The organism is Mesorhizobium sp. M0894 (genome assembly GCF_040319725.1).
Taxonomy (GTDB): domain Bacteria; phylum Pseudomonadota; class Alphaproteobacteria; order Rhizobiales; family Rhizobiaceae; genus Mesorhizobium.
This window is the reverse complement of record NZ_JAMYOG010000015.1, coordinates 1-24,510: the sequence shown is the minus strand read 5'-3', so window position 1 is coordinate 24,510 and position 24,510 is coordinate 1. Positions and strand designations below refer to the sequence as shown.

The following is a 24,510-nucleotide window of genomic DNA, read 5'->3' as shown; positions in this document are numbered from 1 at the left end:
AAAACATTCTTCGGTTCGATCAGCCAAATTGGCACGAGTCTTGAGATCCTTGGGTGCGAGGCGGCGACAGCTGCCCGACGGCATTCATGTCGCGGCAGCCGCGATGAATGGAACGAAGGAAGGAAAGCTACATGTCAGGTTTGCGTCAGATCGCCTTTTACGGCAAGGGCGGCATCGGCAAGTCCACCACCTCTCAAAATACGCTCGCCGCCCTCGTCGATCTCGGGCAGAGAATCCTCATCGTCGGCTGCGACCCCAAAGCCGACTCCACCCGCCTGATCCTGAACGCGAAGGCGCAGGATACGGTCCTGCACCTCGCGGCCGAGGAAGGTTCGGTGGAAGACCTGGAACTCGCGGACGTGCTCAAGGTCGGCTACAAAGGCATTAAATGCGTGGAGTCGGGCGGCCCCGAGCCGGGTGTCGGCTGCGCCGGCCGCGGCGTAATCACCTCGATCAACTTCCTCGAGGAGAACGGCGCCTACGACGATGTCGACTATGTCTCCTACGACGTGCTCGGGGATGTGGTGTGTGGCGGTTTCGCGATGCCGATCCGCGAGAACAAGGCCCAGGAAATCTATATCGTCATGTCCGGCGAGATGATGGCGCTCTATGCCGCCAACAACATCGCCAAGGGCATCCTGAAATACGCCCATTCGGGCGGCGTGCGGCTCGGCGGCCTGATCTGCAACGAGCGCCAAACCGATCGCGAGCTCGACCTCGCCGAAGCGCTGGCTTCCAGGCTCAATTCCAAGCTTATCCACTTCGTGCCGCGCGACAACATCGTCCAGCACGCCGAACTCAGGAAGATGTCTGTCATTCAATATGCGCCGGACTCCAAGCAGGCCGGGGAATACCGGGCGTTGGCCGAGAAGATCCATGCCAATTCGGGCCAGGGCACCATCCCCACCCCTATCACCATGGAGGAGCTCGAGGACATGCTGCTCGACTTCGGCATCATGAAGACTGACGAGCAGATGCTTGCCGAGCTTCAGGTCAAGGAAGCGGCCAAGGCGGCCGCACAGTAACGACCGCTGCCGAACGAGGCGCGGCCTTGACCTGGCGCGCCTTTCAAAGAACGGCGCCTCGTTGGTGAGGCGTCACCCTGAACCTTGAAAGGGGTCCCATGAGCCTGGAATACGAGAATGACGGCGCCCTCCATGCGAAGCTTATCGAGGAGGTGCTGTCGCAATATCCTGACAAGGCGGCGAAGCGCCGCAAAAAGCACCTGAGCGTCGCAAAGAGCGGCGACGAGGCTTGCGAGGAAAGCGAGGTCCTTTCCGAATGCGAGGTCAAATCGAACATCAAGTCAATCCCCGGAGTGATGACGATTCGCGGCTGCGCCTATGCCGGCTCGAAAGGCGTGGTGTGGGGTCCAGTCAAGGATATGGTCCATATCTCGCACGGCCCGGTCGGCTGCGGGCAATATTCCTGGTCGCAACGCCGCAACTACTACGTCGGCACGACGGGCATCGACACGTTCGTCACGATGCAGTTCACCTCCGATTTCCAGGAGAAGGACATTGTTTTCGGCGGCGACAAGAAGCTGGAACGGATCATCGACGAGATCGAGGAACTGTTTCCGCTGAACAAGGGCATGAGCGTGCAATCCGAATGTCCGATTGGCCTGATTGGCGACGACACCGAAGCTGTGTCCCGCAACAAGGCCAAGGAGCACGAAAAGACGATCGTGCCGGTGCGCTGCGAGGGCTTCCGCGGCGTCTCGCAATCGCTCGGCCACCACATCGCCAACGATGCGATCCGCGACTGGGTGTTCGAGAAGAAAGACGTCGAGTTCGAGGCCAGCCCGTACGATGTCAATGTGATCGGCGACTACAACATCGGCGGCGACGCCTGGGCTTCGCGCATCCTGCTCGAGGAGATGGGCCTGCGCGTGGTCGGCAACTGGTCCGGCGACGCTACGCTGGCCGAAATAGAGCGCGCGCCGAAGGCCAAGCTCAATCTCATCCATTGCTACAGGTCGATGAACTACATCTGCCGGCACATGGAGGAAAAGTATGGCATCGACTGGATGGAGTATAATTTCTTCGGCCCCTCCCAGACCGAAGCCTCTCTGCGCAAGATAGCCAAGCATTTCGGGCCGGAAATCGAGGCCAAGGCCGAGGCGGTCATCGCCAAATACCGGCCGTTGGTCGATGCCGTCATCGCTAAATACCGGCCGCGCCTCGAAGGCAGGACGGTGATGCTCTATGTCGGCGGGCTGCGCCCCCGTCACGTCGTCACGGCATATGAGGATCTGGGCATGGTGATCGTCGGCACTGGCTATGAATTTGGCCATAACGACGACTATCAGCGTACCGGCCATTACGTGAAGAAGGGCACGTTGATCTATGACGACGTGACTGGTTACGAGCTGGAGAAGTTCATCGAGGGGATCCGTCCTGATCTCGTTGGGTCCGGCATCAAAGAAAAGTACCCGGTCCAGAAGATGGGCATACCGTTCCGTCAAATGCATTCCTGGGATTATTCCGGCCCGTATCACGGCTACGACGGCTTCGCCATCTTCGCCCGCGACATGGATCTGGCCATCAACAACCCGGTCTGGGGCCTCTACGACGCTCCCTGGAAGAAAAAAGCCGAGCCGTCGGCGGCGATCGCTGCGGAATGAAAAACCTGGCCTCCCGGAAGCCGGGAAGGCCGATGAACGCCTGCGGCCCCTTGTCCGCGGGAGACGTGAAACGTTTCGACGTCCCTGTGCCGCCGTATGGCGCGGCCAGATGGAGAAGAGGTAACCATCCATGCCGCAGTCGGCTGAAAAAGTTCTCGACCATGCGCCCCTGTTCCGCGAGCCGGAATATAGGCAGATGCTCGCCGAGAAGAGGCTGAATTTCGAATGTCCGCACCCGGACCAGATCGTTACCGACCAACGCGAATTCACCAAGACGTGGGAATACCGCGAAAAGAACCTCGCTCGCGAAGCGCTTGTCGTGAACCCCGCCAAGGCCTGCCAGCCGCTCGGCGCGGTGTTCGCGGCCGCAGGCTTCGAGCGAACCATGTCCTTCGTCCACGGCAGCCAGGGCTGCGTGGCCTATTACCGCTCGCACCTGTCGCGCCATTTCAAGGAGCCTGCTTCGGCAGTTTCCTCCTCGATGACCGAGGACGCGGCAGTGTTCGGTGGCCTGAAGAACATGGTCGACGGGCTCGCCAACACGTACCAACTCTACGACCCGAAGATGATCGCCGTCTCGACCACTTGTATGGCGGAGGTCATTGGCGACGACCTGCACAGCTTTATCGAAAACGCCAAGGACGAAGGCTCGGTCCCGCGCGACTTCGACGTGCCCTTCGCCCACACGCCGGCCTTCGTCGGCAGCCATGTCGACGGCTATGACGTCGCGGTCAAGGGCATTTTGGAGCATTTCTGGAAAGGCGAGGAGCGAACGGAAGCCGAGGGAACCATCAACATCATTCCGGGCTTCGACGGCTTCTGTGTCGGCAACAACCGGGAACTCAAGCGCCTGCTCGATCTGATAGGCGTGTCCTATACCTTTATCCAAGACGCCTCTGACCAGTTCGACACGCCGTCGGACGGCGAATATCGCATGTATGACGGCGGCACGAAGATCGAAGACGTGAGGAAGGCACTCAACGCCGAGGCGACACTTTCGCTACAGCATTACAACACCCGAAAAACACTGGAGTATTGCGAGGGGGTAGGGCAGGCGACTGCCTCGTTTCATTACCCGCTCGGAGTCCAGGCGACCGACGACTTCCTGATGGAGGTCTCCGCGATTTCCGGCAAGCAAATCCCCGAGGCAATCCGCCTGGAGCGCGGCCGACTTGTTGACGCCATGGCGGACAGCCAATCCTGGCTGCACGGTAAGAAATATGCCGTCTACGGCGATCCGGACTTTGTCTACGCCATGGCCCGCTTCATCATGGAGACGGGCGGCGAGCCGACCCATTGCCTCGCCACCAACGGCACCTCGGCATGGGAAGCGGAGTTGAAGGAACTGCTTGCATCATCGCCCTTCGGCAAGGACGCTCAAGTCTGGGCGGGCAAGGACCTCTGGGCCATGCGCTCGCTGCTCTTCACCGAGCCGGTGGACCTGCTGATCGGCAACTCCTATGGCAAGTATCTGGAGCGCGACACCGGCACGCCGCTGATCCGGCTGACGTTTCCGATCTTCGACCGGCACCATCACCATCGCTTTGCGCTCATGGGCTACCAAGGCGGGTTGCGCGTCCTGACGACGATCCTCGACAAGATCTTCGACAAGCTCGATCGCGAGACAAGCGAGACGGGCGTGACGGACTATTCGTATGACCTCACCCGCTAAGGGTGGCGGCCGGCTCTTCGGTGAGGCCGGTCGTCTTCCCGAAGGGACTTCGGAGACCAACGGAATGTCCTCGCTCAGAGCCAAAATCCAGGATGTCTTCAACGAGCCTGCCTGCGAGCAGAACCGCGGCAAGGATGCCAAGGCGCGCAAGGAGGGCTGTTCGAAGCCACTGACCCCCGGGGCGGCGGCCGGCGGCTGTGCCTTCGATGGCGCCAAGATCGTGCTGCAGCCGATCACCGACGTCGCGCACCTGATGCATGCGCCGCTCGCCTGCGAGGGCAATTCCTGGGACAACCGCGGTGCGGCTTCGTCCGGGCCAACGCTGTGGCGCACGAGCTTCACGACCGATCTCACCGAACTCGACGTGGTGATGGGGCGGGGCGAGCGGAAGCTCTTCAAAGCGATCCGCGAGATCAAGGAAGCGTATGGGCCGCCGGCTATCTTCGTCTATCCGACCTGCGTGACGGCGCTGATCGGCGACGACATCGAGGCCGTCTGCAAGCGCGCGGCGGAAAAGTTCGGCCTACCGGTGGTGCCGGTCAATGCGCCAGGCTTCGTCGGCTCCAAGAATCTCGGCAACAAGCTTGCCGGCGAGGCGTTGCTCGAGCATGTCATCGGCACGGTAGAACCGGACGACGCCGGACCCTATGACATCAACATTCTTGGCGAATTCAACCTCTCGGGTGAATTTTGGCTGGTGAAGCCGCTGCTGGATCGGCTCGGTATCCGGGTGCGCGCCTGCATTCCGGGCGACGCGCGTTACTTCGACATTGCCTGCGCGCACCGCGCCCGGGCGGCTATGATGGTGTGCTCGACCGCGCTCATCAATCTCGCCCGCAAGATGGAGCAGCGCTGGGACATCCCGTTTTTCGAGGGCTCCTTCTACGGCATCACCGACACCTCGGAAGCGCTCAGACAGATCTCTCAGCTGCTCGTGAAGAAGGGTGCCGATCCGGAGATCCTCGGCCGCACCGAGGCCTTAATTGCAGAGGAGGAGGCGATCGCGTGGAAAAAGCTCACGGCCTACCGGCCGAGGCTCGAAGGCAAGCGCGTGCTGCTCAACACCGGCGGTGTGAAGTCCTGGTCGGTCGTCCATGCGCTGATGGAGATCGGCATCGAGATCGTCGGCACCTCTGTCAAGAAGTCGACGGTCGAAGACAAGGAGCGCATCAAGCAGATACTCAAGGACGACAACCACATATTCGAGCAGATGGCGCCGCGCGAGCTTTACGCCATGCTCTCAGAACACAAGGCCGATATCATGCTGTCAGGCGGGCGCACGCAGTTCATCGCGCTGAAGGCCAAGACACCCTGGCTCGATATCAACCAGGAGCGCCAACATCCTTACGCCGGCTATGACGGCATGGTGGAACTCGTACGCCAGATCGACTTCGCCATTCATAACCCGATCTGGCGCCAGGTGCGGGAGCCGGCACCATGGGATTGCCAGACTGCGGTGAGGGAGGAACTGCCGAGCACGAAAAGCGAGACCGCGACCTTGCATGTTGTCCAGGAATTCGCCGGCACGACGATCGACGATTTCGGCGGGTGTTGAGGAAAGCCGATGGTCCGCATCCTTCCCCAGACCAAAGCGGCGGCGATCAATCCGCTGAAGTCATCGCAGCCGCTGGGTGCCGCCTTGGCCTTTCTTGGCGTCGACGGCGCGATGCCGTTGTTCCACGGCAGCCAGGGGTGCACCAGCTTTGCGCTCGTGCTGTTCGTGCGGCATTTCAAGGAAGCCATCCCCTTGCAGACGACGGCGATGGACGAGGTGGCGACGATCCTCGGCGGGGCAGACCATCTGGAAGAGGCGATCCTCAACCTCAAGGCCCGCACAAAGCCAACGCTGATCGGGGTCTGCACCACGGCGCTGGTGGAAACCCGGGGCGAAGACTGCGCAGGAGATATCGCCAATATCAGGCTGAAGCGCAGGCAAGAACTCGCGGGTACGGAGGTGGTGCTAGCCAACACACCGGATTTCGACGGCGCGATCGAAGAGGGCTGGGCCAAGGCTGTCACCGCGATGATCGAAAGGATTACGCGGCCCGGCGAGCAGGCGCGGCAGTCGAAGAAGATCGTGATCCTGCCTGGCTGGAACCTCACTGTGGCTGATATCGAGCATTTGCGTGAAATGATTGAAAGCTTTGGACTCAAGCCGGTGATTCTGCCGGACGTCTCCGGCTCGCTCGACGGTACGGTGCCCGACCGCTGGATCACGACCACCTACGGCGGCACCAGCATCGAGGATATCCGCGAGCTTGGCACGGCCGAGCAATGCATCGTCATCGGTGAGCATATGCGCCGCCCGGCCGAGCTGCTTCAGAGGTTGACCGGCGTGCCTTACGTGCTGTTCCGGTCGCTGACTGGATTGAAGAACGCCGACCGGTTCGTCTCTCTGCTGTCCGCGGTTTCGGGCGCGGCAGCGCCGGCTGGGGTGCGCCGTCGCCGGGCGCAGTTGCAGGACGCGTTGCTCGACGGACATTTCCACTTTGGAGGCAAGAAAATTGCGATCGCTGCTGAACCAGACCAACTCTACCAACTCGCGAGCTTCTTCATCGGCATGGGCTCCGAAATCGCGGCGGCGGTCACCACGACCGACATGTCGAAAATTTTGGAGGAAGTACCGGCGCAGTGGGTTCAAATCGGCGATCTCGGCGATTTGGAAGCGCTTGGCGCCGGCGCTGATCTTCTCGTCACCCATTCCCACGGCCGCCAGGCGGCGCAGCGCCTCGGCATTCCGCTCATGCGCGTCGGCTTCCCGATCTTCGACCGGCTCGGCAGTCAGCACAAGCTCACAATCCTCTACCAGGGGACCCGCGACCTGATCTTCGAGGTTGCCAATATCTTTGAAGCCAACCGGCACACGCCGACGCCTGAGGCGCTTGATCCACTCCGTAAGCGAGAAATGCCAGATGAGCTCCGTTCGTCGCCTCTCGCTCGTCACTGACGAGGTTCACGCACCGACGCCGGAACGCCAAGCCGGCGCATTGCGCGTGGCTATCGCCACGCAGGACATGAAGAACCTCAACGCCCATTTCGGTTCGGCCAGGCGCTTTGCTGTCTACGACGTGCGACGCGAGGAGTGGAATCTCGTTGAAGCCGTAGCGTTCGATGACGTTTCCGACGAGAGCGGGGAGCACCGAACTGAGGGCGATGACCGCATCGCCCCGAAGGTGGAGGCGCTGAAGGGCTGTCATCTGCTGTTTTGTCTGGCCATCGGCGGACCTTCGGCGGCCAAGGTTGTTTCGGCAAAAATTCATCCGATCAAAGTGCCGCAGCCCGAAACCATCCAAGAGGTGCTGTTGCGCACGCAGATGATGCTCAGGACTTGTCCCCCCCCCTGGCTGCGCAAGGTGCTGGCGCAGGCAGGTGTCGCCGAACAGAAACCGTCCTTCGAGGAGGAGGACTGAAATGAGGAGGAAACGAAATGTCTGATGCCACGGTTACCTCCGCTGTCAACGAGAACGAGGCGGCCTTTGCCACCCCGTTCGTCAAATGCCTCCTGCGGCTGATCCGCGCTCAGGATTCCTACGGGTTATGGGAAGGCAAAACGGACGCCGAACTGCTGGCCGACTTCATCATCACGAGGGAACAGCGCCGCGCGATCCCGATCATCGGCGATCCCGATCCGGACGTACTGTGGAGGCTCGAGATTTTTTACGCCGCTGTCGGGCTTGCGATCGAGGAACGCTCCGGCCTGATGGCATCGCCGATGATGGAGGTGAGCCATGAGGGCTTCGGGCGCGTGCTTTTCACGGCCGGGCGGTTGGTCGTTCTGTCGAAGACCCTGCGCGACGTCCACCGGTTCGGCTTCGAGACGTTCCGGAAGCTCGCTCAGGCCGGCACGAAACTGGTCGGCGACGCAATCGCTACCATCGAGACCTATCCCGAGGTGGCGCGTGCGTGATGAAGCGGATCTTCGAGCAAGGGGGGCCATGACAATCTTGAGCGATCGCGATAGCCAGCCCACGGAAGCTGAGGCGGGCCAGGTCGATGAGGGGACTGTTGGGGTAGCGCCGATGAAGCCACTCGTCCTGATCTGTTCGCAAGATGCGGAGTTCTATCTGAATTATAGCCACATTCTGGAGTCGGACCGCTTCGCGAGTGAGCAGGCAGGCTGCGCGAAGGAAGCATTTGTATTGGCCGAACAACGGGAGTTCCACGCCGTCGTGCTGGACTGCGTGCCAGCAAGCGCGACGGGAGCCACAATCTGCGCCCGCCTCAAGGAGGAGCCGCGGACGGCCGACCTGCCCGTTATTGCCCTGATCGCGCGCGGCGCCGAGGACCAGCACCTCGATCTCCTGAAAGCTGGCATTGACGAGATCTTTGTGCGGCCGATCGACCCGGCCAAGCTGCTCGACTGTCTACGGGCGAGGCTGGCGCTGCCGAAGCGGGGCGCAAATGGTCTTGAAAACGGCGGCTGGCTCACCTGTGGCGGCCTCGAGATGAAGGTGGATGCCCGCCGGATTCGCTGCAATGGCCACGACATTCACCTCGGGCTCATCGAGTTCAACGTGCTGCGGCTTATGATTGAAGCTCCCGGCAAGGTCTTCAGCCGGGAGGAGCTTATCGGCAGGGCCTGGGGGGACAACATCCATGTCGAACCACGCACCGTCGATGTCCATATCAGCCGGATCAGAAAAGCCCTGAAAACGGCTTCGCCCGGCAGCGTCATTCGCACCCTCCGGTCGGCCGGCTACTCGCTCGAAAAGCCGGACGGCTGAATCAAGTGACGGTGTAGTGCCACTCCCTTTCCCTCGCGCTGTGAGCCGGTCTGGTGGCTTGAAACGCGTCCCTAAACGAATACTCAGGAAGAAGCAGATAAAATGGGTTTCAAAAACGTCCTCTGTGTGACCGACGCTAACATTCCGATCAGGACGTCAGAACTGCTGCGAACTTGTGTGCCGAAGTCGGCGCGCACCTTTCCGTACTGATTGTACCGCCTGCGATGCTCGTTATGGCGCGTCTGCCGGTCGGAGATGGTGTCCCAGAGTGGCCTGTAGGAAGTGGGCAGGCAATCGCCACATTAAACAATCAGTATCGGCAAATCGATAGATTTTCACAGGAGGTGGCTAGCCAGGAAAAACGCTCCAAGGATATCCAGAAGCTGCTGAGAGCCATGTGCGTTTCCTATGACCTCGATACCGATTATTGCGATGCGAGCGGCCTGGGTGAGATTGTGCGTCAGCGGGCGCTCTGCGCCGACCTGACAATTGTTGGCCCCGCACTTCTCAACGACAGTATTCTCGGACCTGTTGTTATTAACGGCAGCTTATTCGATACGGGAAGGCCGGTGCTTATTGTGCCGAACGGCGCTGAGGCGACCCTGTGGCCACGGCGCGTCCTGGTCGGTTGGGATTCACGGCTCGAGGCGTGCCGTGCGGTTCGGGAAGCGCTGGGTCTCCTATGCGCTGCTCAGGAAGTTTGTGTCGTCCTGGTCGATCCGAAGGCGAACTACAAAGGGAACGGCGCGGAGCCTGGAGCCGACATCGCTGCCTATCTCACTCGGCATGGTGCTCGGGTATCGGTCGACCGGCTGCCGAGCGCGGGCAAACCAGTGGCCGCGGTCCTTGCGCAGCACGCAATCGACAGGTCTGCCGACATGATAGTCATGGGCGCTTATGGCAGCCGTCGGCTGCGTGAGCGGCTCTTTGGCGGGGTGACGAGATGGATCTTTGAGAAGCCGACATCGCCTCTGTTTTTGGCGCGTTGACTGGGTCCCGGAGTTGCACCGATGCTGTTCGAAGCTCCACTGCGATGGCCCGCATTCATACCGTAGATGCACTTCCATCGAAATATCGATTTTACGGAGACCAACGAACATGAAAAACGTCGCTCGGGAGGCGACGCCCACCGGAAATCTCTCCGGTCACGCGCAAGACGAAAGGTGGAACGGAGTCCTCCCAGTTCTGATGCCCGCGATACCAACTCAATTTAATCGCTCGCTTTCCTGGCGCATCCTGCAGCACCACGAGCCTGATGGTGCTCGCGACCGGCGAGACTCATTCGGTCCGCAGCTTTGTCGAGGCTGCCTTCAGGCGTGTCTGAAAGGAGATCGTCTAGGAGGGCGAAGGCATTGACGAGGTAGGCCGCGAACGCCGGAGTAACCCGGCGCTGATCCGGATAGACAAGCGCTATTTCCGTCCGACCGACGTGGTGATGGGCGACGCCTCTAAGGCGACCAGCAAGCTCGGTTGGGAGTCAAAGACCACTTTCGATGAGCTCGTCTCGGAAATGGTCGAGGCCGATTGTCGCGCTGCGGAATCACGCTCGATTAAAGTGAAAGACAATTGTTTCGTTGGGGGCAAATGCGCCTGGTCTCCGGCCACGCCGGCATGGTTGGGGTGCGCAGTGGGGCGCCGGATGTCCGGCGCGTCCGGGCAAAGGCCTTAACGGCGGACACTCGTGATCGGACCTATTCCCGGTGGTGTTGAATCGCCAGCGCACATTGGCGAGTGAGGTCTATTGAATCAGACGCGATTGCCCCCATAGCGCCGGATAAGCAGGAAGTATGGGGATCCATGATCTCGAAAAAGCTAATCGCCAATGCCGAATCAGCGGCTGCGTTTCTGACGCTGATGGGCAACGAGAAACGACTGTTGATCATGAACTATCTGGCCGACGGTGAAGTGTCGGTCGGCGCTCTCGCCGACAAGGTTCTGCTCAACCAATCCGCTCTGTCACGCGATCTAGCCAAACTCCGGGCGCTTGATCTCGTCCAGACCCGGCGCGACCGGCAGATGATCTACTATTCCTGTAAATCCGATGCCGTGCGCGAACTTCTCAACACCCTAGACGGGATTTTCGGCCAAGGTGAGCTCTCGCAGATGGCATGCCCGCCCGCGTCACTCCGGGACCTGACCGGCTAGTGCATGTCGTCCAAAAGGCTGCCCTCGGGCTTGATCCGAAGGTGCAAAGCGGTTTGGGGATAACGACAGGTGACTGGCCGCGTCGCAAACATTCTTGGTTTACCATCGGCGCAGCGACGACTGTCTGGTCCGGGCACAACGTCGACCTGGTTTTCCAGGCTGCCGCTAAAAAGATGTTCCGATGCTTACATTTTCGCAATCCCTAACGCACTGGCGTCATCGGGCATTCCACCGGCGATGAGGTCGGTCGCGTCACAGCCGAGCTCGACGCCTTTGCTGCGCCGCCTGATACACAATGTCTTGCCCACACATCTTCCAGGCTTGGTGTTGAAAGCCTAATGCCTCCCCATGATCAGGCCAAGCGAAGAATGGTGTCGCCGCATTCAAGACCGCCCGTTCTTGGTCGCCAAGCCCGCCTAACACCGGCGTGTCATGGTCGAGGCGGGCGACTGCGCCCGATTAAATTGCGGGGTAGGCTTGGAAAGCATCTCGCTGACGGCGAGCCGGGCGGACATTCGTCGGTCCCGCCCACGCGCCACCGATCGCCGACCTCGGTGTCGAAGACCTGCACGGTACGCCTCGACAACAACAAACACGGCGTCGGCCGTCCGGTCGATGTCCACGCAGTGCCCGCAAGATCGTCATCCGCTGGTATCGCGTGGTCGTCGCCGACCATGGCCGCTCCATCGGGCGCGGCGAGACCGTTGATCGAATCTAGCACTACTCCCGTGCTTGCCCGCGCCGCACGATGGCGATCGGCAAGTCGTGCCGATCCAGGCCGAGGTCTTGACTGACGGCATCATGGCGAGCAACGGAGAAATCCAACAAGGACGTGCTCATCCCTGCGGTTGGTGTCGAATACCCTTCGCCGACGATGATGTCGCGGATGCGATGGATGTGAATAGCGAGGGCAGGGCGTTGTGATGCGGGACTACAAAGAGGCAAAGGCGCACAGGACGTCGCGACCGACACGCAGGCCCTGATTGCGCAAACTGACGTCCCTCTCGTTCTTGTATGAAACAACATGACAGCGCCGACAGGCCGTTCTCGAATCGGAATAGCGTACGATCCTGGAAATTCTGCGATGAAGCCTCACTCGAACCGTTAGCTAGATTCAGTCTGCGCTCGCCACAAGCGAGCGTAAGTGCCTTCAGTTGTCACCAGATCAGCATGCCTTCCCTCAGCAACAACCCGCCCCTTGTCCAACACCACTATCTTGTCGGCCCGACGGATGGTGCTGAGTCGATGAGAGATGACGACGATCGTCTTGCCGTCCCGACGCAGATCCTCAACCACCCGCAGAACAAGCGCCTCGGCGACCGAGTCGAGAGAGGAGGTCGCTTCGTCGAGGATCAGGATCTCCGGATTCCGGTACAGAGCCCGAGCCAACGCAAGGCGCTGCTTCTCGCCCCCGGAGAGGCGCACGCCGTTCTCGCCTAGATAGGCCTGGAAGCCACCGGGCCAGCGCTCGATCACCTCCCTGAGCCCTGTTTGATCGCAGATTCGCAGGATCTTCTCCATGTCCGGCTCGAACTCGCCAAGGGCGATGTTCTCGATTACCGAGCCCGAGAACACGTCGATCGATTGCGGCACCGCAGCGACAACTTTGCGCAGGGATACGGTCGATAGGTCCTGGAGGGCATAACGGCCGATCCGGATGTGTCCCCCCTCAAGCGGGTAGACATTCTGCAGCAAGGCCGCAAGGGTGCTCTTGCCCGAGCCGCTTTCACCCACCACTGCAGTCATTCTCCCACGGGGGAAGGTGACGCTAAGATCCTGGAAAAGCTCCAGCTGCCGGCCATGGCGGAATGTGACATTCTCCAGGTGGATGTCACCAATTCCAGATTTGGTGGCATCGATGCAGCCACCGCCTTCCGGCTCTAGGTCGAAGATCTCGAACAGGCGATCTGCCGCGACAAAAGCATCCTGAACCATCCGGTTGGTCTGGATGAGACTGGCAACCGGCCGGGTGACATAGCCCAGCAAGGTATAGCAGGACAGTAATTCGCCGGGCGTGACGGTTTGATCCAGGGCAAGCGTCGTTCCGAACCACATCAGCACGATGGTGAATAGATTTGCAAGGAAAGTCGAGGTACTGTCTCCGAAGATCGAGATCAGGCCGGAGCTGTAGACGGAGTGCAGCATCTTGATGAAGCGGGTCTCCACCTTGAAGTTGGCGAAGCTCTCCGTGCCGGATATCTTGATCGTGGAGACAGCTCCGAGGGATTCCACCAGTTGCGTCTCCAGTTCGGCAGCGTTCTCCATCATGGCGCGCTGGCGACCCCTATTCAGCCGGTTGATGGTCCAATAGACCGAGAGGTACAAGGGGATGGAGACCGCCACGACCAAGGCGATCTTCCACGAGTAGATGAACATCAGCCCTAACGAGAACAGTATCGTTAGCACGTCGACGAATATGTTGATCGAGACGTCGTTCAGGAAGCTCCTGATCTTCACCGCGTCATTCATGCGGGAAATGATTTCGCCCATGCGCATGCTGTCGAAGAACTTCTGAGGCAAGCTTAGGATGTGATTGTAGTAGCCGAGGATCAGCTGGACGTCGATCTTCTGCCCCGTTTGCAGGACGAGGCGGTTTCTGAGGAGATTAATTAGGATCTGCACAACCAGGATCAGCAGCATGGCGACGCTCATCAGGTTGAGCAGGTTGCGGTTGCCTGCTGTGATCACATGGTCGACGATCTTCTGGACGTAAATGGCCGTCGAGAGGCCAAGGATCGTCGTCGCCAGTGCCCCGACGAGAGCCTGCGCCATCGCCGCCTTGTGTGGCGCAAGCAGACGCGCGAATCGAGCGAGGGGTGAGGTGGTCTCGTCGCCGCGCTTGAAGGTGTCTGCCGGAACCAGGAGCACCATGGCGCCAGTCCACTGCTTTTTGAATTCCTCGTGCGCCAGCTTGCGGATTTCACCATAGGCTGGGTCCATGATGGTGACCCACCTAGCGTCGATCGCCTGAATTACGACGAAGTGGTGCAGGACCTCGTTGACGATTACGTGCGCGATGGCGGGCTTGGGGATCTTGTATAGGCTGTCGAAGCCGCCCTTCACCCCCTTGGCAATAAAGCCCAGCTTCCGGGCCGCTTCCATGAGGCCCAGCACAGTGGTGCCGGAGCGGTCGGTCGAGGCATACTGCCGGATCCGCGACAATGGCAACTTGTAGCCATAGAAGGCCGCGACAGAAGCAAGGCTGGCGGCCCCGCAATCGGTGATGTCGCGCTGCTTGAACTTGATAACCGACATGGTGGCTCGCTGACTGTCTGGAAAATAAGGATCAGTGGCCCGCCAGCAGCGGATTGAGCCAATCGTCGACCTCATTGTAGAGGAGTTGCAGCAGCGTGCGGTCCCCCAGGAGGAAGCGGGCCCGCACGGTCATGCCTTTCTTCAGGTGACCGATCGCCCCGTGCTTGAGGGCGAGATGGCGGCGAGAGAGCGCGCAGCGGACCTTGAAAACCGGGCTCCCGTCATGGAGAGTAAAGTCCTCCGCCACGTCCAGCACCGTCGCGTCAATGAAACCCCATTGATTGGAGTTGAAGGCATCCACTTGGAGACGCACCGACTGCCCCGGGCGCACAAAGCCGATATCGTTGGGAGAAACGTAGATTTCTGCCACCAGTTCGCCATCCGGCGAAACCCAAGCGACGGTCTGCCCGGCCTGGACATAGCTGCTGGGGGTAAGACCCGAGAATTGCTGGAGAGCGCCTGACACGGGGGCTCGAATGCGCGTCAGATCCCGTTCGTTCTCGAGTTGATGCAAGGCGGCCGTGAGCTCCTTGAGCCGTAGGTTAACATCCAAAAGCTGCTGGTTCCATTCGGCGGATTTCCGCCGGGCGAGGATCTCGCCCTGAACCTCAATTGTCTGAAGGGCGAAAGCCTTTTCCTCAACGGCCTTTGCAGGCGCTACAGCAGCGGAGAGCAGTCGCTTAGCACGCTCGAGTTCCGCGGCGGCATTGCTGCGGGCATATTGGTTCTCCCGCAGCAGGTTGAGGAAATGCGCGCGATCGGCCGTGGCGGACTCGGTCAAGAGGCGGATCGGGTCCTTGGCTTGCGTGCCGGAGGAGATCAGGGTTTCGAGGTCACGGGCAAGATCGCTCTTTGCGCGAATATCGCCTGTAAGCGCCCCGAGCTTTTCCTGAACCACCTCATCATCGAGGGCGAGGATCTCTTGCCCCTGGGCAACCAGATCGTTTTCATCGGCAAGGATGCGGGAGATGCGTCCGGATACGGGCGCGACCAGGGGCGTCTTCTCGACGATGGGGCGAATGATACCGGCACTTTGGACAGAGACCGTTATGGTGGTGAGTGGCAGCGACACCAATGCCGCAACCACAGAGAGCACGATGACTTTGTAGATGACCAAAGATCGCCCTGATCGTCGGGAAAGGATGCTCTCTGCAGTGTAGCAGGCAATTTCTGGAGGGAGAGAGATATTGTTCACGGGTTCGCTAGTCCCCATTAATGGGTATATGATGTTTCAGCTTGTACACTATATCTTTAATAACAATGGATATTACGCCGGTGAAAAATGCAGAAATAAGCCCCCCAGCCAACCAAATAAGCCACCCGCCGGAAGTTGCGGACGCTTCTTCTGGAGTTAACTCGGTCGCACCATAGGCTGACATATCGGTCTTCATTGATTTCTCCTTTTGCAACAAGCAGATCAGTCAATAATGACTGTCGGCAGATCGTGCCGCCGTACAACGAGAACATCAAGACTCGTGCCAGCTGCGCATGAAGCTCGGGACAAAGCCATTATGCATTCCTATTCAGCGGCTTAGGTGATAGTGCGGCGGTGGTCGGACGAACATCACTCTGTCGCGGTCGCGACAACGGCCTGCAGATCGTCCTGATCGCCGGGAGAAGATGCGCTCTGCGGTGTAGCAGGCTATCAGGAGAACATAAGGACACTAAGCAGGGGTTCAATTGAATCTGTGCGTAACGTTTATGTTAATTTTGTTAGGATGGATGTATCACGGATCAATGCCATCCGTGCTTTATACCACGTACAATAATGTACGGCAGTACAGCAACGGCTGCCATGAGAAAAATATTTGCAAGAGGCGCGATTATCATTGGAAGTACATATCCCCAGACGTTACACATGCTTGTTCAGAAGTTAACTCGGTCACATCGTAAGCTGACGCCTTCATTGTGGTGTCCTTTCCTAGAGCTCAACAGAAGGATATGAATCAGTCATCCCGGGTCGGCGGCGTGTGCAGCCGCACAATTGAGAACATCAAGACTCGTGCCAGCCGCGCAGGAAGCTCCAGAAAAAGCCATTATGCATTCTTGTTCAGCAGCTTAGTGATAGTGCGGCGGTGGCCGGCCGAACATCACTCGGGGCGCAGATGCGACAGATCCGACGACACCATATAGATGAAGGCGTGCGGTTCTACGCAACAGAAGGCTATTCCAGGATTGAGTAAGATATTCTTCACGTACCCGTCATTGATCTCAATAATTTATGATGCTTCATCGCATCAGCTAGGTATATACTCGCAACGATCACCGACGCTGTAAGTCCGACGGCGACAGCTCCCAACGCGAACCAGAAAAATCCTCCGGAAATTTCAGATGATTCTGCGGTAGTTAACTCGGTGACACCATAGGCCGACGCATCGATCTTCATTGTGTTTGCTCTCGCATTAGTAGCCCATCAAACGGATCACTTTCGGCAGCACCTCCCCCGCGCGCAAAGACACCCAAAACGTGCCAACTCCGCGGGAAAGGCCAAAAAGACCGTTCCGCATCTTATTCCACGGCCCACTGAGAGTGCGTCGGCCGAACATCACCCTCTGGCGTAAGCGACAACCCCGACGATAGCTGCCTGTAGACGACCAAGCATCAACCCCATGCTGTCGCCGAAGACTTTCTTGCCGCTCTTCTTAATGATGCTTAAGTTTCATAATCGGGAGTGCTATAGCCAGTCCTGCCCCAATAACTCCCGCAATTGCTCCCACGATGGGCCACACCCACCCTCCGGACGTTGCACACGCTTCTTCGGGCGTTAACTCGGTCACGCCATAGGCTGACATATCGGTCGTCATTTTTTTCTCCTTTTCAAATGAGCAGATCGTCCGATGATCACCGTGAGCAGCTTCTGCCATCGCGCAAAGACACTCAAAATTCGTTCCAACTGCACGAAAGTCACCGACGCGACGAACTTGGCAGCAGTGTCTAGATCACCAAAGATTACCTTGCGAGAGGACGCGCTATGCGGGGTAACAGGCTATTTCATGCCGAAGAAAGATATTGTTCACCGGCCTGTTACTCACCGCCTGCTACCAATAGTGCATATAGCGGGTACCCCACGTAATCATAGTCAAGCGACTCGTAACGCTGCTATTACGTCCGAAATATCCCTCCCGAAAGGGCCGACTCTTCTTCGGGGGTCAATTCGGCCGCACCATAAGCTGACATCTTCGCCTTCATCGTGTTGTCCTTTCGTGGAGCTCAAATAAGAGTATGAACCAATGATGCCGGTCAGCGGCGTGCGCCGCCATTCAGGGAGGACATCAAAAGTCATGCCAACTGCGCAGGAAACCCTCAGAACAACTGCTCTGGTAGATGTTTCAATGGCCTCAAGAGCGCGGCGGCGAGCTGGGCGAGCATTGCAGTGTCGCAGACGCGACAACAGCCTACAGATCGCCCTGATCGTCGGGAGAGGATGCGCTCTGCGGTGTAGCAGGCTGTCGGGAGGAGGTAAGATTTTGTTCGCGGGCCCGTTAGTCACGGCTTAAATAGTTTATGATGCTTCATCGCGTCCACTGGACGCCGTGTATCGCTGTGATTACAGCTGTGATAACAAGCCAAAACCCTCCTCCCGAAATTGCAGATGCGTCGTCAGGAGCCAATTCGGTCACACCATAAGCTGACATATTCGTCATGTGTTGTCCTTTCATAGAACAAGAGGATTTATCGGTAATGTCGGGTCGGCGGCCTGTGCCGCCGTGCAACGAGAACATCAAGAGTCATGCCAATCGCGGGAAGCGCCTCAGAAACCTATTCGGCATGTCATTCAGCGGCTTCACTGAGTGCGCGGGGGGGCACCGAGCTGCCGTGTCGCAGACTCGACAAACCCGACAAACCCCGACAAGTAGGAGTCGTATATCGGACAATGACCGGACGTCCATTATGCAACCGAAGCTACAGACGTCCAAGGGCGCAGTGGCCGGCGGTGATTCACAGGGTGGATCAACTCTTTTAGGTGGGTCAGAGCCTTTGGGCAGATCAGCTTAGTGAGGTCCGCGCCGCGCGGAGATCGCCAGAGCTGTTTTGCACGCCACAGTCCCTAAATTGTTGGATTGCTTGCTCTTGCTAGATATTTTTCGAATGCGGAGCTGGCCTATTAGCCCCACCGGCAAGAGGGCGGCGACGTGCAAATCGGCCGCCGGCGCAAGATTTCCCCTCAATGTCGGATAGCCGACGGGACTCACAAACCAGCCACCCTTGGCTTTCATGATAATTTCCGTCTGGCACGTTCGATGCAGAGGATCTTCCGAACACATCAGCGGATGTCCACCTATGGTCAGGCTCTCGGAAAAATGCTGTCGCCTCATTCGAGACCGCGCCCTCGCCCATCCCCAAGCCGATCAAAGGTCGGCGCATCGTTGGAGGCAGCCGACTGCGCCCGATTAAAACACGGAATAAGGTTGGAAAGCATCTCGCTGAAAGAGACGCGACCATGGAAGCGGGCGGAGACGTCGATCCCGCCCAGCCCCACAAGTCGCCGGCATGAGTGTCGATCTCATCACTATGCTGGGATCCATGGGCTTCACAGCCGACCACACGAACGCGGGGACAAACCCTCGCAAATCCAGCGGCACAGAGGTCGAGAAAGCCCGCGTGGAGCGTAAGCCCAGTGGCCGATATTCGCCTCGAACGTTGCCTAGTGGGGAAACACCTTTAGGAGGAAGACAAGTGGAGCTCTCTTGCATTGGAGTGGGTGCTGGGCCGTCCAATTTGAGCCTTGCGTGTCAGATACACGAGCAAATTGGGCGAGGCGCACTGTTCTTGGATCGGCAAATCGACTTCCGCTGGCACCCAGGCATCGCATTCAATTCCTCGGAGCTCCAGGTCAGCCACTTCAAGGATCTGGTCACGCTGGTGAATCCGCGATCAGCCTACACTTTCGTAAACTACCTACACGAGAACGGGCGTCTGTACCACTTCCTGAATGCACAGTTCGGGGCTGTGCTCAGAGCTGAGTTCGAGCAATACCTGAACTGGGCCTTCCACAGGAACCCGCTTGTCCGCGGCGGCGAAACGGTGCGCGAGATCCGCTTTGACGGCGAGTTTCGGGTGCACACCGATGACGCGGTTCTCGGCGCCAGAAACGTCGTGGTCGGCATTGGCAAGCAGGCGCATATTCCGCCTCAGTTTCAGGGCTGGACTGGACGCAATCTGTTCCACTCATCTGAATTATTGCACATTTGTCCTGAGGTGCACAAAAAGCATGTCTGCGTGGTCGGCGGGGGACAGTCCGGAGCCGAGGTGCTGTTGCACCTTGTTGGCCGGACGAAAGAACGGCGGCCTCGATCGATCAGTTGGGTTTCGCAGCGCGAAAACTACCTGCCCATCGACAACAGCCCGTTCACAAACGAGTTGTTCATGCCCTGCTTTTCGGATCGTTTCGCGGCAATGAGCGAGTCGCAGCGCAAGCTGTTCCTGCGGCGTTTCGTGCTTGCATCAGACGGCATTTCGGAAAGCACGTTGCGCGCGGTTTATCAGGCGCTATACCGCCACGCATTTCTAGAGCCAAACCGATGCGACATCACATTGCGGCCGGGCTGCACTGTCTCGCATTGCATCAACGCCGGCGCGGGTCACAGGCTGACCCTGCGGCACGGCATGGACGAGGTTCAAGAAATCACGGCCGACATCGTCATCCTGGCCACCGGTTACGAGAATGCGGTGCCAGCCTTCTTGGAACCGATGGCTGACCGGCTGGAAAAGATCGACAACGAATTGGCTATTCGCGAAGATTTTTCGGTGTGCTGGGACGGACCGCGTGACAGACGCATCTTCGCACAGAACGCGAGCCTCCGGCAGCGCGGGCTGGCTGATCCGAATCTAAGCCTGCTGGCTTGGCGAGCGCGTCGCATCCTCGACAGCCTTCTGGGGCGCGCGCCGCGCGCCAACCCCGAGCATCCCGGCTTCATCAGCCCTACCTCCGTCGAGAGCTGGTCCGACCCCGTCGCCGAAGAAATGGGGAGCGGGATATGACCCGCCGACTACTGATCATCCGCGGTGGCATCCAAGGAATGATGTCCGCCTCCGCTGCGGCGAAGGCCGAAGCCTTCTCCGAAATCATCGCGACCGAACAAGCGTTTGGATCAAGCGGCGCATCGCATTATTCTGCGGGCGTGCATTTCCCCGACGGTCGTCAAGACCGTACTAGGTCGCTCACTCAAAAGAACGCAGTGGCCCCGGTCAATCCCTGGGTCAGAGGTCAACGACTGGCCTTAGCGATGCGCGTCGCGGGTGGACCATCTCAGGCGATTGATCCGGCCCAGTTTACGGAACCCATGGACGCGGCTGCGTCCGACATTGGCATTCTTGCGCTGAGCTTCTCCGAGGATGCGCGCTTCTGGAGTGTTGGCGGAAAACCATGTCGCCGACGTGCCCGCCTTCATCACCCTACTGCAAGGCGAGCTTGTCGCAGAGATCCGCGCGGCGCAGGATTGCGCTGCGTCACGCTGCGCGAGACGGGCGACGCTGCTGAAGCCGAGTTCGCTATGGGCGAAGTCATCACGGCGGACGCGGTGATCTTGGCGCTTGGCGCTTCGATCGTCGAGGCCCCCTTCCGCGAGCTCACCGGTTCGTTCTCAATCCGCATCAAGAAGGTCGTGGTCCTGGATTTCGACCCGACTTCTACATTGTATGATGCTCTGATCTTCACGCCTCATGTCAATGCTTTCCTGCTGCCGCAGCCAGCCGCCGGCCGCTGGCTGTTCAGCAACACTTCGACCGATTGGGATGTGAGGCCCGCGACACTGGCCTGTGGCCTGTCGCCAGGTGATCTTCAGGCCGGCCGTGCGGTGCTGGAACAGTTCTGCCCCGAGCTAGGCTGGAATCTGATCTTGGGCCGCGTCTTCTGTGATGCCAATAGCCCGACCGGCCCCCCGGTCGTCGCCCGTCTCACTCCAAGAGCCGGAGCATTCCGGCGGGGGCTGCCAACGGGTCGGGGTACCGTTTCTCTGCGCAGCTTGCACGGGAGGCTGTTGCATTGGCAGCCGAAGATATCACTGTCCCCAGAGGTTAGGTCTGTCATGCGAAAATTCACGCTTTCTCGAACGGCGCTGTCGCCCGGGTTCGGTGTCGACACGGCCACGCTTGGGACGGGAATCGCCGGCACGGCGTTTTCATTCGGAAAGGTTGGACCGGGCATCACATCCGAACCCCATCGGCACGACGAACTGGAGGCGTTCGTGATCCTGTCAGGAGCGGGAAAGGTCATCACCGACCTTGGGGAGATCTCGGTCGAGTGGGGCGATGTCGTTCTGTTCGAGCCTTTTGAAGCGCATGTGCTTCACAACGACGGGGACGAAGACCTAAATTTCGTTGATGTCTACTGGCGCGATGGCAACGCAGCCCTGGACGCCGCTGCACAGATCTCGGCTCCCCACGGGCCGATATTCGTCTTCTCCACGCCACCGACGCCAAACGGCGATCTGCATCTGGGGCATCTTTCTGGCCCTTATTTTGGCGCCGACGTGTACACGCGTTTCCTGCGCATGAAAGGGTTCGAGGCCTACCACCTGACTGGAAGCGACGATTACCAGAGGTACGTCGCAAGGCGTGCCGATGCGGATCAATCAACGCCCGAAAAGGTGGCGCACCATTACGCCGACGAGATTCGAGCCACACTTGCACTTCTCGACTCTGAGGTTCACAGCTTCGTACCCACGATGGGCGATGACGCTTATGCAGAGTTTCAAGCCGCATGTTTCCGTAGTCTTCTGAGCAGCACGGCGGTAGAACTGTGCGAGAGCCCTGCGCTCTTCGATGCTGTGACAGGCGATTACCTTTACCAACCGGATGTAAGCGGCCTCTGCCCCGACTGCGGCGGATCCGCTGGCGGTAACGTCTGCGAGGAATGCGGCGCGCCGAACCTATGCCACGACTTGGGTGCAGCCCGGTCGCGGCACTCGGCCGAGGCGCCGGTGGTCGGCTCCGTGCGGCGTGCCGAACTTGCGCTGGAACGGTGCTACGTCAATATCGACCGGCATCTAAGGGCGTCGGGCGCCCCAGTGCGGATCATGGACCTCTTCGCGCGTTTACGCCAACGCGGCGACTTTTCCGTGCCCATTACCCACCCGTCGGACTGGGGCCTACCGGCCGAAGGGTGCCCGGGCCAGGTGATCTGGAGCTCGTCGGAGATGGCGTTTGGTTTTCTTTACAAAATCCAGGCGCTAGCTAGCTCGCTCGGTCGTGACTGGAATGCGGCCCTACCCAGCAACAGCTGGCAAATTGTCCATTTCTTCGGCTTCGACAATTCCTTCAACCACGCGCTACTTTATCCCGCGCTTTACGCTGAGGTCTTCCCGAACTGGACGCCGCGCATTCGCTATCATGTGAACGAGTTTTACCTGCTCGACGGCAAGAAGTTCTCGACCAGCCGCGGCCATGCGGTCTGGGGCAAGGAGGTTCTGAGCCCAAAGACAGTCGACGTCGTGCGTCTCCATTTGGGGCTGACACGCCCGGAAGGTGAGCGGACAAACTTCACGCTGGACGCGCTGCGCCGTACCGGGAAGGAGATATTTCAAGGGATCTGGCTGAGTTGGCTTGATGCGCTGCACAGGGAAATCAAGCAGGATTTTGGCGGCCGTGTACCCGACGCAGGCGACTGGAGTCCGGCTGACCGCGCCTTCTTTGGTCGGGTGGAGATGTATCGCGCGGGGATGGAGCGCGCCTATTCGGACGATGGCTTCTCGGTCCGGCGCGCGGCCGCGCAGGCCTGCGATTTTGTGCGCGATTGCGCGATCTACCGTCAGGCACAAGACTATGCAGCGGCGCGACGTCTCTATCCCGCCCGCACCCGGACTTCGCTCGCCCTTCAGACAATGGCCGCTGCGATCCTGGCGCAGACACTCGCCCCGCTGATGCCCCGATTCGCCAGCTCGCTCGCGCGAGGCTTCGGTGGCGTCTCAACCGAAACATGGCCCACGTCCGTCCGGCGCCTTGCGCCCGGTATGACCTTTGATCTCGGAGCGCTGCTCGCATTCTATGCAAGATTCGCCAATCCTGTTCTCGATGAGGAGCAGCGGGACAAGGGAAACTCGCAAGGATCGGCAGATTAGATGATGTCCTCCCTGGAAAGATGCTTATGGATGTCCGCTACGGTGGCGTAGCGCGATCCCAGCATCAAAACAGCAGGGAGCCTGTGCACGGGCTATTCCCAATGCCGCAAACCATGCCGGAGTGCGGCTGCTTGGATTGGCAATGTCAACCCGCCGGTACGTCGTCTTTTGGGGTCGATAGCTCCAGGTCGGCTGTGATGGTGGCAGCGGAAGTCGTAAACCTTCGATGCCTTCCGCTGCCATCAAACCGGCGTATTGCATGTCTGACGACCGGCACCTGCTTCTTGCGAGCCGCTCACCTCCTGATTTCTAAATCACACAGGTCGAAAGCTAGAAAGCTTAGCTTTGCAAGCCTTTCTGCCAGGCAGTGTTGTCATGGATACGATTCGCTTCGACTTAGCGCAGTCCCATCTCAGGGAAGGCATATTCCAATGTGGCTTCGCCAGTTCCAGTTTCGTAGGCGCGCCCTAAGGCGGTCCTCCCAACCAAAGGCCGAACTCGCCAGCCAGCCTAACAACCCCACCAATACCCGATCCTCAATTGCCTGGATCGGCCGCCCCAGGCCGGTTCGCTCGATGCATGAGGCGCCGGACATCTCCTGAGGCAGGGGAGCCTGATGGGCATGAAATTGCGCAACCACCGGGCTGTGACGGCCCTTCAATTGCGGGTGGCTGTTGATCCCGGTTTCGAGCTGTCATCGCGGGGTCATCGTCCTTTCCGCGGTGAACGCCTCCTCGGTTGCCAGCGATGCGACGCCGCCAGAAGCGAGAAGCCCAGCCACATGCTGATGCAGGCCGCCCAAATCAAAAAGACTTACGTTGCGACCCGCGTTCCGTGCGATGTCGCGTTCCGCGTGTGCCCGGGTGAGATCCACGCCCTCCTCGACGGGAACAGCCCAGGGAAAAGCACGCTGGGCCGCATCATCACCGGGCTTACCCCCTCGTTGTCAATGCCGCCTGAATTTTCCCCAAAAGTGCCGAAGTAAAATTCCCCAGTTTCGCCGCTCAGACTGTCGCGGAGGGGTGTCCA

At 59.4% G+C, this 24,510-nt stretch carries 18 protein-coding genes; 14 read left to right on the top strand and 4 right to left on the bottom strand.

Going from position 1 to position 24,510, the window contains the following annotated elements; translation table 11 throughout:
• Nucleotides 1-131: 131 nt before the first annotated feature.
• The 11 genes from nifH (at nucleotide 132) to NKH91_RS24445 (ending at nucleotide 11,167) form a co-directional block, all read left to right on the top strand.
• Entirely contained in the window at nucleotides 132-1,025 is an 894-nt protein-coding gene (gene nifH, locus NKH91_RS24495) for a nitrogenase iron protein (protein WP_023801970.1), read from the top strand.
• A gap of 98 nt (nucleotides 1,026-1,123) precedes the next feature.
• Nucleotides 1,124-2,626 carry a nitrogenase molybdenum-iron protein alpha chain gene (gene nifD / locus NKH91_RS24490; RefSeq protein WP_352811440.1) on the top strand — a complete coding sequence of 501 codons (1,503 nt, stop codon included), beginning with the start codon at nucleotides 1,124-1,126 and terminating at the stop codon, nucleotides 2,624-2,626.
• A gap of 130 nt (nucleotides 2,627-2,756) precedes the next feature.
• Nucleotides 2,757-4,298, top strand: a complete 1,542-nt coding sequence (gene nifK, locus NKH91_RS24485; protein ID WP_352811442.1) for a nitrogenase molybdenum-iron protein subunit beta — start codon at nucleotides 2,757-2,759, stop codon at nucleotides 4,296-4,298.
• A gap of 64 nt (nucleotides 4,299-4,362) precedes the next feature.
• Nucleotides 4,363-5,853, top strand: a complete 1,491-nt coding sequence (gene nifE / locus NKH91_RS24480) for a nitrogenase iron-molybdenum cofactor biosynthesis protein NifE (protein WP_352884505.1) — start codon at nucleotides 4,363-4,365, stop codon at nucleotides 5,851-5,853.
• Nucleotides 5,854-5,862: 9 nt separating this feature from the next.
• The gene (gene nifN / locus NKH91_RS24475) at nucleotides 5,863-7,245 is read left to right on the top strand and encodes a nitrogenase iron-molybdenum cofactor biosynthesis protein NifN (protein WP_352884507.1); all 1,383 of its coding nucleotides are present in this window, start codon (nucleotides 5,863-5,865) and stop codon (nucleotides 7,243-7,245) included.
• Nucleotides 7,211-7,708, top strand: a complete 498-nt coding sequence (gene nifX / locus NKH91_RS24470; RefSeq protein WP_352718331.1) for a nitrogen fixation protein NifX — start codon at nucleotides 7,211-7,213, stop codon at nucleotides 7,706-7,708. The genes nifN and nifX overlap by 35 nt, the downstream gene beginning before the upstream one ends.
• A gap of 17 nt (nucleotides 7,709-7,725) precedes the next feature.
• Entirely contained in the window at nucleotides 7,726-8,205 is a 480-nt protein-coding gene (locus NKH91_RS24465) for a NifX-associated nitrogen fixation protein (protein ID WP_352884509.1), read from the top strand.
• A gap of 112 nt (nucleotides 8,206-8,317) precedes the next feature.
• Nucleotides 8,318-9,022, top strand: a complete 705-nt coding sequence (locus NKH91_RS24460; RefSeq protein WP_352884511.1) for a winged helix-turn-helix domain-containing protein — start codon at nucleotides 8,318-8,320, stop codon at nucleotides 9,020-9,022.
• Nucleotides 9,023-9,255: 233 nt separating this feature from the next.
• Nucleotides 9,256-10,011 (top strand): universal stress protein, encoded by a 756-nt coding sequence (locus NKH91_RS24455; protein ID WP_352884513.1) that lies wholly within the window; start codon nucleotides 9,256-9,258, stop codon nucleotides 10,009-10,011.
• A gap of 362 nt (nucleotides 10,012-10,373) precedes the next feature.
• Nucleotides 10,374-10,691 (top strand): GDP-mannose 4,6-dehydratase, encoded by a 318-nt coding sequence (locus tag NKH91_RS24450; protein WP_352951014.1) that lies wholly within the window; start codon nucleotides 10,374-10,376, stop codon nucleotides 10,689-10,691.
• Between the two features lie 128 nt (nucleotides 10,692-10,819).
• Nucleotides 10,820-11,167, top strand: a complete 348-nt coding sequence (locus NKH91_RS24445) for an ArsR/SmtB family transcription factor (RefSeq protein ID WP_352884515.1) — start codon at nucleotides 10,820-10,822, stop codon at nucleotides 11,165-11,167.
• Between the two features lie 1,104 nt (nucleotides 11,168-12,271).
• On the opposite strand, the gene NKH91_RS24440 is transcribed toward NKH91_RS24445, so the two are convergent.
• The 4 genes from NKH91_RS24440 to NKH91_RS24425 form a co-directional block, all read right to left on the bottom strand.
• Nucleotides 12,272-14,422 carry a peptidase domain-containing ABC transporter gene (locus tag NKH91_RS24440; RefSeq protein WP_352884516.1) on the bottom strand — a complete coding sequence of 717 codons (2,151 nt, stop codon included), beginning with the start codon at nucleotides 14,420-14,422 and terminating at the stop codon, nucleotides 12,272-12,274.
• Nucleotides 14,423-14,453: 31 nt separating this feature from the next.
• A complete protein-coding gene (locus NKH91_RS24435; RefSeq protein ID WP_352884517.1) occupies nucleotides 14,454-15,539 on the bottom strand; it encodes an HlyD family secretion protein in 1,086 nt (361 codons plus the stop codon).
• 85 nt (nucleotides 15,540-15,624) lie between these two features.
• Nucleotides 15,625-15,813, bottom strand: coding sequence for a hypothetical protein (locus tag NKH91_RS24430; protein ID WP_352884518.1), 189 nt, complete (start codon nucleotides 15,811-15,813; stop codon nucleotides 15,625-15,627).
• Nucleotides 15,814-16,613: 800 nt separating this feature from the next.
• Nucleotides 16,614-16,808 carry a hypothetical protein gene (locus tag NKH91_RS24425; RefSeq protein ID WP_352884520.1) on the bottom strand — a complete coding sequence of 65 codons (195 nt, stop codon included), beginning with the start codon at nucleotides 16,806-16,808 and terminating at the stop codon, nucleotides 16,614-16,616.
• Nucleotides 16,809-19,099: 2,291 nt separating this feature from the next.
• Between NKH91_RS24425 and NKH91_RS24420 the strand changes: the two genes are divergently transcribed.
• From NKH91_RS24420 to NKH91_RS24410, 3 genes are all read left to right on the top strand, one after another.
• Complete coding sequence (locus NKH91_RS24420) at nucleotides 19,100-20,404, top strand: lysine N(6)-hydroxylase/L-ornithine N(5)-oxygenase family protein (RefSeq protein ID WP_352884522.1); 1,305 nt, start codon at nucleotides 19,100-19,102, stop codon at nucleotides 20,402-20,404.
• Nucleotides 20,401-23,481: a class I tRNA ligase family protein gene (locus NKH91_RS24415; protein ID WP_352884523.1), complete on the top strand. Its 3,081-nt coding sequence runs from the start codon at nucleotides 20,401-20,403 to the stop codon at nucleotides 23,479-23,481. The genes NKH91_RS24420 and NKH91_RS24415 overlap by 4 nt, the downstream gene beginning before the upstream one ends.
• 616 nt (nucleotides 23,482-24,097) lie before the next feature.
• A complete protein-coding gene (locus NKH91_RS24410; protein WP_352884525.1) occupies nucleotides 24,098-24,466 on the top strand; it encodes a hypothetical protein in 369 nt (122 codons plus the stop codon).
• Nucleotides 24,467-24,510: the final 44 nt, after the last annotated feature.